Genomic DNA, 10,242 nt, shown 5'->3' on the forward strand with positions numbered 1-10,242 from the left:
CTATTTCATTAATCATCTTATACGCCGCTCCAACTTCTTCAAGGTGTAAATACAGTCTCTTTAGCAGCGAAAAGGAGGAGATGCATGTAGAATTATCTACAATACCCCTTAGACTCTTCTATATACCTTCAATCCAAAAATATATGAAATCAATATAATTAACACCATCCAACCGAACGATATCCAAAGATCATTTCCAACAGCCTGCGAGTCTAATAGATTTCTAAGAGTTTGAATAATTGGTGTCATTGGTTGATTTTCTGCAAAAATTCGAACTACCTTTGGCATTCCTTCGACAGGAACAAATGCAGAACTGATAAACAGTAGCATCAATAAGATATAAGAAAAAGAACTAGCTCCTTCTATACTTTCTGCAGCTAAACCAAAAGGAACTGAAATCCATGTTAATGCAAGAGAAAAAAGAAGAATCAATAACATTAAAAGTAGCCATTCCAAAAATGTCGCATCACTTCTAAATCCCGCTATAAACCCTACTATAAATACAACAATAATCGAAACTAACATAAAAATTACTGAAGCAACTACCTGACCACCTAGTATAGATGACTTAGCTATAGGCATTGATTTAAGTCGGTCAAACATTCCAGTCGTTTTGTCTAAGTTTATTCTTAACGAGGTGTAGGCAGACCCTGTAGCAATCGTCATTAATAGTATTCCGGGAAGAACATAATTAATATACTCATCTTCAGATACACCAGGAATTTGGAAGGCTCCACCAAATATGAAAACCATAAGCAATAACATCATAACTGGCATTGCAACAACCTTAATCAGAGTGTCAATACTACGGAGATTATGTTTAATAATCCGATTCGCAAGTGTTAATGTGTCACTTATATTTTGAAAAGCATTCATTATTTTCACCCTTTCGTAAGTGTCATAAATACATCATCAAGAGTTGGAGTAATCATTTTGAACGTCTTCAGTTCAATTTTTTCAGTTGTTAGGGCGTTTAAGACGGTCAAGGTCGTTTCTATCTCTTCATCTAAATCTATGGAAATCTCACAATCTGCTCTTTTGATAGGATAATAAAATTCAAAAAGTTTTAAAGCCCTTTCAGTATTATGATGATTATTAAATACGAGAAGTAATTTATCTGCCCCAGCCAAACGTTTCATTTCATCTGGAGTACCATTAGCAACAATTTCGCCTTCACGTAAAAAGCCGATCTGATCTGCTAAATAATCTGCTTCCTCTAAATATTGAGTTGTTAATAAGATGGTCTTTCCTTGGGACTTCATTTCTTTAATCGTATCCCAAAGCTCCTGCCTGCTTTTCGGGTCCAATCCAGTAGTAGGCTCATCAAGAAAAATGATTTCTGGACTCCCAACTAAACTCATCGCTAAGTCCAGACGGCGACGCATTCCTCCTGAATAAGTGGAGACAGCTTTATCTTTGGCCTCTGTCAGTTCAAACTTATCTAACAGATTCTCAGCCACTTTTCTAGGATTGCGTTCCTGCCGTAATTTTGCAATTAGATGAAGGTTTTCATATCCAGTCAGCACACCGTCTACAGTAGTGGTTTGTGAACTAAAACTAAACAGTTTTTGTGCTAAGACTGGATTGTCAGCAACGTCAATATTCTTGATTGTAACCTTGCCATTATCGCAATTCAGTAACCCAGTAACAATTTTTAGGAGCGTACTTTTTCCCGCTCCGTTGGCACCTAGTAAAGCATAAACAGAACCTTTTTTCACCGTAATATTTACATCCTTTAATACTTCTTTGTCTTTAAAGCTCTTTCTGACATTTTTTATTTCAAGGATTGTTGTATTCATGGCCCTCTCCTTACTCAATAGAATCTCTCAATTTTTTCCTCATTTTGTCTATCCATGTTTCTTCTGGAAACTCTGCTAAGAGCGAATCAGCAAATTCTGCTATGTCGCTTCCAACGACATCTCTAACGCTTAAACCATCACTGGCACTACTTTCGAACATCTCTAAAATATTTTTTAAGAGGGCGAACATCCCCGAACCCTTTGCAAAATTCCACATATATTCCTCGATTGAGACCATGGCTATTCTAAATTCTTCCGGTAGTTCATTCACTCTTTTACGATATGCGCGATATTCTCGTTTTTCTTGCATCATCTTTTTAAACATCTTTTTGCTCCCTTATCACATTCATTTTTTCTTCTATAAATGCCCAGCGTTTCCAAAAACCTTTTAATTCTTCTTCTCCCTTCACATTTAACTTGTAAAACTTCCTTGCTGGTCCAAGCTCAGATTTCTTCTTCTCAATATCCACAAGCCCTTTTTTCTCGATACGAACAAGAATGGTATAGACTGTTCCTTCCACAATATCCTCAAAACCCAACTCATTTAGGTACTTAGTTATTTCATAGCCATAGGTTTCTCCAGCATGGATTTTTTGAAGCACCACCCCTTCAAGCACACCTTTAAGCATTTCAGTTAAATCCTTCATATATCCTCCTTGCAATCTACTTAGTATTACTCAGTACCACTATATAGTATTACAAAGTAGTTAACATGTCAAACCCATTTTTAATTTTATTTTTATTCACTCCGTTTATAGTTACATAAAATAGAATAACCTGTAAGGGAGTAGGAAAAACAAAAGGAAAGATACCCACAATTTCCTAAAATAAACTTTTGAACAAAAAAAGACCGGACCACGATTGGATCCAGCCAGAATTTTATATTGATTTTGCCATCAAACAGCGATTGAAAACTCGTCCGCTGCTTGCCAATTGAAAACTAACTATAGTTGGAACGGAATTTTTAGCAAGGGACTTAAGATAACTATTACGATCTGTCTTCCTAAACTTTTTGCCAAATCCCACTATTCAAAAATACATAGCTTGGTCAAGCTTCATCATTGGAATAATATTTGTTATAAGATTAACTTTAGAATTAATAATGGTATATACATCCTGATGAAAGGAGGAAAGATTATTGATTAGATTAGAATTTCCGGAATCTGCCGTTTTAGTCAGCTTATGTGTGTACTATATTCATAGGCCACTTGCTCAATATCCTGTCTCTCCTCTCCCTCCATCGTTTGACTTTCACCAACGACGGTCAGCATATAAATTATCCCAAGTATCGCTACAATAGCAAGGGTAAATATTAATATTTTCATTTTCTTCTTCATTTTCATGTTGGGTGTCATCTCCTGTCTAACTTGATGTAGCCGCTTTTCCATGTGCATTGAATCATCGTATCTATAACTGATACTTAAAATTAAGTGGATAAGCAGCAGAAATATGTCCTAATAGTTTATATACCCTTGTGAGAAGAAAGCTAATCAAAAACTTATAACATATAACTTTACTGAAAATTTTTTTCTAGTTTATATGTAAATAATTACTAATCGCTCTGACATTTGTTCATACTGAAGATATGATAAAATAGAAAAATAGAAATACTAGTTAGGGTGAGCTTATGCCAAAATTAAGAAATATTATCGTCTTGTTGGTCATTGCAGGAATTTTTTGGCATTTTTATGGCGATACATTCCAGCAAACTGGCTTTACAGGCGTATATGAAGATATCAAAACGAATGTTAATGAAATCAGAGAAAATCCAAATGTCATTGCAACAATTGATACGATTAATCAAGAGATTCAACTATTAGTCGGTCGGTTAACAGATGTCTCGCCAGATGATGGAGAGACAGCACAACCTGCCGCTGAGAAACCGCAATTAGAGGAGCCAACCGGGCAATCCTTCTCAATCCATAATGTAGAAATTGGTGATAATCGTTCCGAGATCGAACAGCATGTGGGAGAGCCAAAGCGTTCGTCATTAAATGAATATGGGGTCGAATGGGTGACCTATCATGAAAATTATCATAATTTTTTCATGGCAGCATATGATGAGCAAGACCGGGTTGCTGGGTTATATACCAATCAGGACTTGTTGAGCTCTACAGATGGAATTACTTTTGATAGTTCGAGAGAGTCTGTACTATCAACGCTTAATGAGCCGCTAAAAGCAATCAGAAAAGGACTCGTCAATTACCAGATTCAAGACAATCAGGAATATAATACATTTCTTATCGATACTAATTATGTGACCATCTTTTATGACAAGCATGAAAATAGTACGGTTACAGCGATTCAGATCATCAGTGGTAAGTTTGAACAACAGAAGGACGCATATTATGTGGATCCAAGTGAAGCGTTGAAAGAAGGATTCGAATATCAATTGTTCGATCTGACAAATGCTGCAAGAGTAAATCACGGTCTTTCTGTTCTTGAATTGAATGAACCGCTGATAGCAACAGCTCGTAACCATAGTACAGATATGGCTGAAAACAACTATTTCAGTCATACAAACCTGGAAGGACAATCACCATTTGATAGAATGGCAGAAGATAATATTGCCTTTCGAACTGCTGGTGAGAACCTTGCCACTGGTCAGCAAAGCAGCATTTTTGCCCATGAAGGTTTAATGAACTCGCTCGGTCACCGGGAAAATATATTAAATGGGGATTTTGAAACCCTTGCTGTTGGTGTTTCATTTAGTACTGATGCCCAACCATTTTATACAGAGAATTTCCTAACGAAATAGAATGTATCCAATCAATTGTTGTTAACTGGCATTATCGGAAATAGATCCCCACTGCTACTCTCTTTAAAGCAGTGGGGATTTAAATCTAACATCATTGTTTTTACTTTTTTATGCTTTTTTATGCATAAATAACAGTTTCTCCTAATATGATGCTATTGACTCTTCTCTTAATGGCGCATAATTGGCATTGAACAACATCTGAAAGATCCACCTGATTTAATGATTTCCGAAAAATCTACCTCCAACACTTGATATCCATGCTGTCTAAGCTGATGATTAACTTCATGATTAATCGGCAAACTAAACACTCGATTATGACCAATAGACAACACATTCGTCCCCATTGAGAACTGCTCACTTTCGCTCACTTCGATTAAGTGGTATATTTTCGACAATCGGTCCAGAATTTCGCTGTCTAGTGCACCTGGATAAATCAATGCATCTTTTGAGGAAAGAATATTAAACACACAATCTAAATGCAAATATTTTGGATTAAAAGGAATAGGTAGAATCTCAAAATCTGGTAATTCTCTTTGCAAGGCTTGAACAGCGTCCATACATGTACGATGGCTAATTCCAATAAACACATGTCTGCCATCTACAATTACATCGCCACCTTCAATGGAATGTGTTAAAAGCTTCTTATATGAAATGTCATGTTTATTCATCCAATAGGCTAATACTTTCTCTTCGCCTTGACGAATCGGATTCGCCATTTCGGAGATAAATAAGCGATTACCCAAAGTAAAACCAATATCTCTAGTGAAGACTTGTTCTGGATGATCTTTACTTGGTCGTAATTTAATTATTTCCACACCCTCATTACGTAATGCTTGTTCAAATAGCTGATGCTGCGAAATTGCAAGTGAACGATCAATATTATCTTTTATGTATTTTTTTGAACATCATTTATCACTTCTTTAATTTCCATGTATTGGGGTTCACATAAGACGACTTTATGTAATACTCCATATTCACTTTGACAATCTATTTGAGGTTGATTTTTAATTATTTTTGACATAAGTCATCCTCCAATTTCTCTATTCATTCCTTTTCTATTCCCTTGTTATTTCATTTCATATCCTATTTGCGAAGTCGATTTTCATTTAAATATCGCAGTTTTGGGAAATTTAGGATGGGGTAAAGACTAGACAAAGAGATGTGTATATAAAGTTAGTGGAGGAGATTGTATGATTACGAAGGAAAAAGCTTTATTAACTAAAGACGATTTTCATAATAGACCAGACTTGCCGAGTTGGCTATATAAAGAATACGAAACTTTTCATAACACCGTAACGGATAAAACTTTTCCATGCTATTTTGGAATGGGCGCTGAACTGAAAGGCGAACTTCGCTATGCTTATATCAATCAAGACGACTGGAGTAATCTACCATCTGCAGTAAAAGGCTTTCTAGATCTATTTAAATTACCAAACTACAAGCGACACGGTCTCTTTGTATTTGTAGAACCTTTTAAGCAAGAGGGTGCTCTCGAGGATTACCGAAGGCAATTTTGGGATATTCTCCAATATTTACATGAAGCAGATGAAGTTGAATGGACGGAAGATAAACCTCGCGATCCTGAGCACTATTTATGGGATTTCCAATTCAATGGTGAGCCAATCTTCGTCTTCGGAAATGCCCCTGCATATAAGAAACGCAAGACGCGTCATCTAGGAAACGCGATGGTTCTAGGATTCCAGCCTCGAAAAATATTTAAAGGATTAGAAGGAACTGAAAAAGGTGGTATCATGTCACGTGAAAGAGTTCGTAAGCGTGTAGAAGCCTGGGATCAGCTTCCTAAACATCCAGATATCGGCCACTTTGGAGACCCAACGCATAATGAATGGAAGCAATTCTTTATTGGTGATGATATTGAACCAATTCAAGGCAAATGTCCATTTCACCATAAATCACGACCAAAAAAATAATCCCCCATTTTCATTGGGGATTATTTTTGGAGAGTTGGAGTAGAGAATAAAGATGCAAACTGAGAAACTAACAGATTGTTGGGTAATTACAAAGTTAATAGAAGAGGCTTCCTTAATCCACCACCCCTTTTTAATAGCTTGAGAATCTGTTTACGCTCAGAAGTTACCAAGCAAACAAAATGTTCACTTAAAAGTTTACCCGCTCAAAAATGAAGATTTATTTCATATAACCTTCTACTAATTCATAACATCTTTCTTCTGTGAGATTTGCTAACACAGACACATATTCTAAATGTTCTTGCGTACCACCTTTATATTTGAGGGATGCCTCTAGTGCACTATTATCTCTATATTCGATCCAATTTCGTTGTTCATCTCTCAAATGGTCCATGTCTTCTGCAGAAAGTTGATTTTCTAGGACTCCATACACTTCATTCAGCAAATCATCCCAAACATCCCATCTATCGTTTTCCAATTTTTTCAATGCGAATGTTGATGTATCTGTTGCTTCCATTCCATCTGCTTTCATTTTAGTATCATTTAATTTTTTTTGAAACGCTTCCTTTTTACTTTCCGTAATTTCAATGTCACTATTACTGGACTTCGAAGACTCTTCATTATTTGAATTTGTAGCTGTACTATCAGCAGTATCATCCTCATCATTTGAGTTGGTAACAGTATGATTTGCAGGATTCTCTTGATTTTCTAGCTCGGTGTGATTAGCCCCTTCTGAAGCATTTTCCGTTATATTTTTATCTTCATTTGTTATGACTTTATTTAATGAGTCATCGTTCGCATCCTGAGTAGAACTATTATTTGCTGACTCGTTGTCTGATTTAGCATTTGACTTAGCAGATGAATTTCCACAAGCAGCCAAAATAGCAGCTAATACTACTGTCAACATTATCAATAAAATTTTTCGGTTATTTCCCATTTTTTAATCTCCCTTTGAAATTCATATCAAAACCGTAACATTCCAAGTAAATCGATGATTTTTAGTTTGGTATTGGTCATTTAAAGCGACTGCTATTTAATATCTTTCTCTCCATTGGTTAGCATTTAGTACAATCCTTCACAATTCAAACATACATCTCTTCTGTATACCACTTAGGTTTTAATTGACTAAAGTAATCGTGATCTTCTAAAAAAGTGTAAACTTTACCTAACATATCATTTATATTGTCTGGAATAGTTTTTAAGGTCCATACTACAGTAGAGAAGACACACATTGCTAGATAAAGTGAATATAGCCTCCAAAAATATTCATCCGGTTTTGTGTTATTAAAATAACCTCTTATTTGTCCTATTGAAAAAGGAATGCTTACATTTCGACTGAAGATACCAATTTTAAGAAATTCATGAATAGGATCGCCCCAATCATATCTGTTAAAGTCTATAACTCCAGCGAATTTATTATTATTCACAATGATATTTCCAACATGAAAATCATCATGCTGAAGCACGTTCGGACGTTCTTTCATGAGGTGAATATTTTCTTCAATAAAATTTATTATTTTTTGGTCATTTTCAACTTTAATTCCACACGCTAAATAAGCGTCAATATATTTCTTATGTTTTTCTTCTTTCCTTGAATACCACGAAGAGACATGAATTGGAGCAGCAAACTGATGGATTTTCCTTAATTCGCCCCCAGCTTCAAAACCAATATTGAACTGCTCTTGTACCGAATACTTTTGGATTTCGACCTCGACGTCTTTTCCTTCGATGTATGATGTAATCATGTACCCACGACTTCCAACCTTCCCTATAGAAATAGGCTGTGTACAAGTAACGTTATAATCCTGCATCTTTTCGAGAATAAAATATTCTTTCTTTTTTGGTTCGAGCTCTTCTAACTTAAAAGTTTTAAGAAGTAACTTGTTACCATTATCCATATGTACTAGATATTTTTCATCCGATGAAAATCCCTTTTTAATTTGGATAACGTCCTTATAATTGCTTATTACAGGAATCTGCTTTAAAAGTGACTCAATCATTTTCTCACCTCTGTTCATAAGAATTTGATAATCTATCATTGATTTTATGAAAGATTATATCTTTTACAATCTTTCACAATCTTTCATTGTCATATATTAATATTAGGATAAATAAAACTGGCTGGTGCAAATAACTTATAAACAACTGGAAGGTTTTCAGACTATATTCACATATCTTTTTTATTATTTGTTTTATACCTTTTAAAAGCCCCAACCATTAACATAGCTATTCCTATATAATTGACAATTAAACCTACAACAATATATCCAAATTTCATTTTTTCCGAAAATAAACCAACTAGTAATAGACATAAACTTATCAAAAATAAAACCGTACTGATTTTAAAATACTTCATTCTAAATCCCCGTCCTATCCTATAACTTTATTAAGTTATCCTGCCCAGCTAGTACACTAACCCCCATATAAAATATGTATTAATTCTTCACTTAACGCAACATTAATTGAAGAAACTAATTCAAATAAGAGAGAATCTTCTCTTTTAAGCCATCTATACTTGAATATATAATATAAGATTCTGTTTTTGTTTTTATTACTACTCTATCCGTATTTCCATAGGGAAAGCCAATCCTTATTGCTGATTTTTCGTCTCCGCTATAAGTATCATCATTTAGAACACCAGTAATATCAGACAATTTTATCTCAAATTTACTTAAAAGCCATTTAATATATAAGGACTCATTTTTTCTGTATACCTTTATTTCCATATTATCACTCCAAGTTATAAATCTTAAATTTACTAAACTGAGACATTAGTACAATAAGAAAAGGATAGCTTCCGTTCGATCTCTACTTCAACCTTTGCACCAAAAGAATGTTAATCCTTATTAACAACAGCTTCAAATGTAATGATTTGGCTTGATTTATTTGGATATTGTCCATAGTTATAATCTGATGAGATAACTATATCTTCAAACCCTATTTGCTCCAGGATCATTTTAAATTCTTCAACTCCATACCAGCGAAGTGGAAAACGTTCTAATTCTGTTTGTAATAGTTTGCCATTCTGCCATTTTTCGTACCTGTGATGAGATATTGTGTACTGGTTGATATAGTCTACCTCGACTATTTTACTTTCTAATGTAATTATATCCCCACTATTTGATTCCCAAGATCTTGTTGATACTTTGTCAGTCAATAGATCTGTTTGTAAAAAGATATCTAAAATTAGCCTACCTCCATTAGAAATGTGATGATAGAAATTTATTAACGCCTTAATAGAATCTTCTCTCCTATGTAACAGTAGCATCGTTCCAGTTGGTATAATAATCGCCTCATATTTTGTTTCTAGTGAAATCGATTCCATTTCTCCTTTAAATAATCTTGGATTTAGTCCTCTCTTTTCGCAATTATTACTGCATATTTTTAACATTTCATCTGAAACATCAAAACCAACAACTTTCAAGTCTTTTTCTAGTAGTGGAATTAGAATACGACCAGTTCCAACTCCTGGTTCGAGAATCTCCCCTTTACAAGAAGCTAATCTTTCGCTATAAAATTCCACATCTCCAAATGAAAGGCCAATGTATTTGTCTATATCATATACTTCTGAGGATAGTTTGCTATAATAACCCAACATATACTTTTCTCCCTCCTCTTTCTATTGATTATTTGCATTAAGTTCTGCTTCCACATTCCCCGTTAGTCACCATGTATCGCAAAATCAGCGCTACACCACAAGGAATGAAAGTTTGTTTCTATGTCTATAATGACTTTTGGGTGCATTCACAACAATCTT

At 34.7% G+C, this 10,242-nt stretch carries 12 protein-coding genes and 1 pseudogene; 2 read left to right on the top strand and 11 right to left on the bottom strand.

The genetic code is table 11. From position 1 onward, the window contains the following. Positions 1 to 108: 108 nt before the first annotated feature. The 5 genes from CWR45_RS13080 to CWR45_RS19860 form a co-directional block, all read right to left on the bottom strand. Entirely contained in the window at positions 109 to 876 is a 768-nt protein-coding gene (locus CWR45_RS13080) for an ABC transporter permease (protein WP_115750321.1), read from the bottom strand. Between the two features lie 5 nt (positions 877 to 881). Continuing rightward, positions 882 to 1,799 (bottom strand): ABC transporter ATP-binding protein, encoded by a 918-nt coding sequence (locus CWR45_RS13085; RefSeq protein ID WP_115750322.1) that lies wholly within the window; start codon positions 1,797 to 1,799, stop codon positions 882 to 884. Positions 1,800 to 1,809: 10 nt separating this feature from the next. Beyond that, positions 1,810 to 2,124, bottom strand: a complete 315-nt coding sequence (locus CWR45_RS13090) for a DUF1048 domain-containing protein (RefSeq protein WP_115750323.1) — start codon at positions 2,122 to 2,124, stop codon at positions 1,810 to 1,812. After that, the gene (locus CWR45_RS13095) at positions 2,117 to 2,446 is read right to left on the bottom strand and encodes a PadR family transcriptional regulator (RefSeq protein ID WP_115750324.1); all 330 of its coding nucleotides are present in this window, start codon (positions 2,444 to 2,446) and stop codon (positions 2,117 to 2,119) included. Before CWR45_RS13095 ends, CWR45_RS13090 begins: the two co-directional genes overlap by 8 nt. Positions 2,447 to 2,974: 528 nt before the next feature. Continuing rightward, positions 2,975 to 3,142, bottom strand: coding sequence for a hypothetical protein (locus tag CWR45_RS19860; protein ID WP_170138859.1), 168 nt, complete (start codon positions 3,140 to 3,142; stop codon positions 2,975 to 2,977). A gap of 284 nt (positions 3,143 to 3,426) precedes the next feature. Between CWR45_RS19860 and CWR45_RS13100 the strand changes: the two genes are divergently transcribed. Further along, positions 3,427 to 4,557 carry a CAP domain-containing protein gene (locus CWR45_RS13100; protein WP_115750325.1) on the top strand — a complete coding sequence of 377 codons (1,131 nt, stop codon included), beginning with the start codon at positions 3,427 to 3,429 and terminating at the stop codon, positions 4,555 to 4,557. Positions 4,558 to 4,724: 167 nt separating this feature from the next. Here the strand turns inward: CWR45_RS13100 and CWR45_RS13105 are convergent. Further along, positions 4,725 to 5,578 (bottom strand): annotated as a pseudogene (locus tag CWR45_RS13105) (dimethylarginine dimethylaminohydrolase family protein). A gap of 169 nt (positions 5,579 to 5,747) precedes the next feature. On the opposite strand from CWR45_RS13105, the gene CWR45_RS13110 reads away from it, so the two are divergent. Further along, positions 5,748 to 6,488 (top strand): YqcI/YcgG family protein, encoded by a 741-nt coding sequence (locus tag CWR45_RS13110; protein ID WP_115750326.1) that lies wholly within the window; start codon positions 5,748 to 5,750, stop codon positions 6,486 to 6,488. 217 nt (positions 6,489 to 6,705) lie between these two features. Here CWR45_RS13110 and CWR45_RS13115 read toward each other — a convergent pair whose 3' ends face one another. The 5 genes from CWR45_RS13115 to CWR45_RS13135 all read right to left on the bottom strand — a co-directional run bounded on the left by CWR45_RS13115 (position 6,706) and on the right by CWR45_RS13135 (position 10,083). Continuing rightward, the gene (locus CWR45_RS13115) at positions 6,706 to 7,422 is read right to left on the bottom strand and encodes a lysozyme inhibitor LprI family protein (RefSeq protein ID WP_115750327.1); all 717 of its coding nucleotides are present in this window, start codon (positions 7,420 to 7,422) and stop codon (positions 6,706 to 6,708) included. Positions 7,423 to 7,567: 145 nt separating this feature from the next. Further along, entirely contained in the window at positions 7,568 to 8,485 is a 918-nt protein-coding gene (locus CWR45_RS13120; protein ID WP_115750328.1) for an aminoglycoside phosphotransferase family protein, read from the bottom strand. 167 nt (positions 8,486 to 8,652) lie between these two features. Then, entirely contained in the window at positions 8,653 to 8,841 is a 189-nt protein-coding gene (locus CWR45_RS13125; RefSeq protein ID WP_115750329.1) for a hypothetical protein, read from the bottom strand. Positions 8,842 to 8,956: 115 nt separating this feature from the next. Then, positions 8,957 to 9,211: a SunI/YnzG family protein gene (locus tag CWR45_RS13130; RefSeq protein ID WP_115750330.1), complete on the bottom strand. Its 255-nt coding sequence runs from the start codon at positions 9,209 to 9,211 to the stop codon at positions 8,957 to 8,959. 110 nt (positions 9,212 to 9,321) lie between these two features. Beyond that, entirely contained in the window at positions 9,322 to 10,083 is a 762-nt protein-coding gene (locus CWR45_RS13135; RefSeq protein ID WP_115750331.1) for a class I SAM-dependent methyltransferase, read from the bottom strand. Between the last annotated feature and the right edge of the window lie 159 nt (positions 10,084 to 10,242).

Source organism: Oceanobacillus chungangensis (assembly GCF_003369565.1).
Classification (GTDB): Bacteria; Bacillota; Bacilli; order Bacillales; family Amphibacillaceae; genus Oceanobacillus; species Oceanobacillus chungangensis.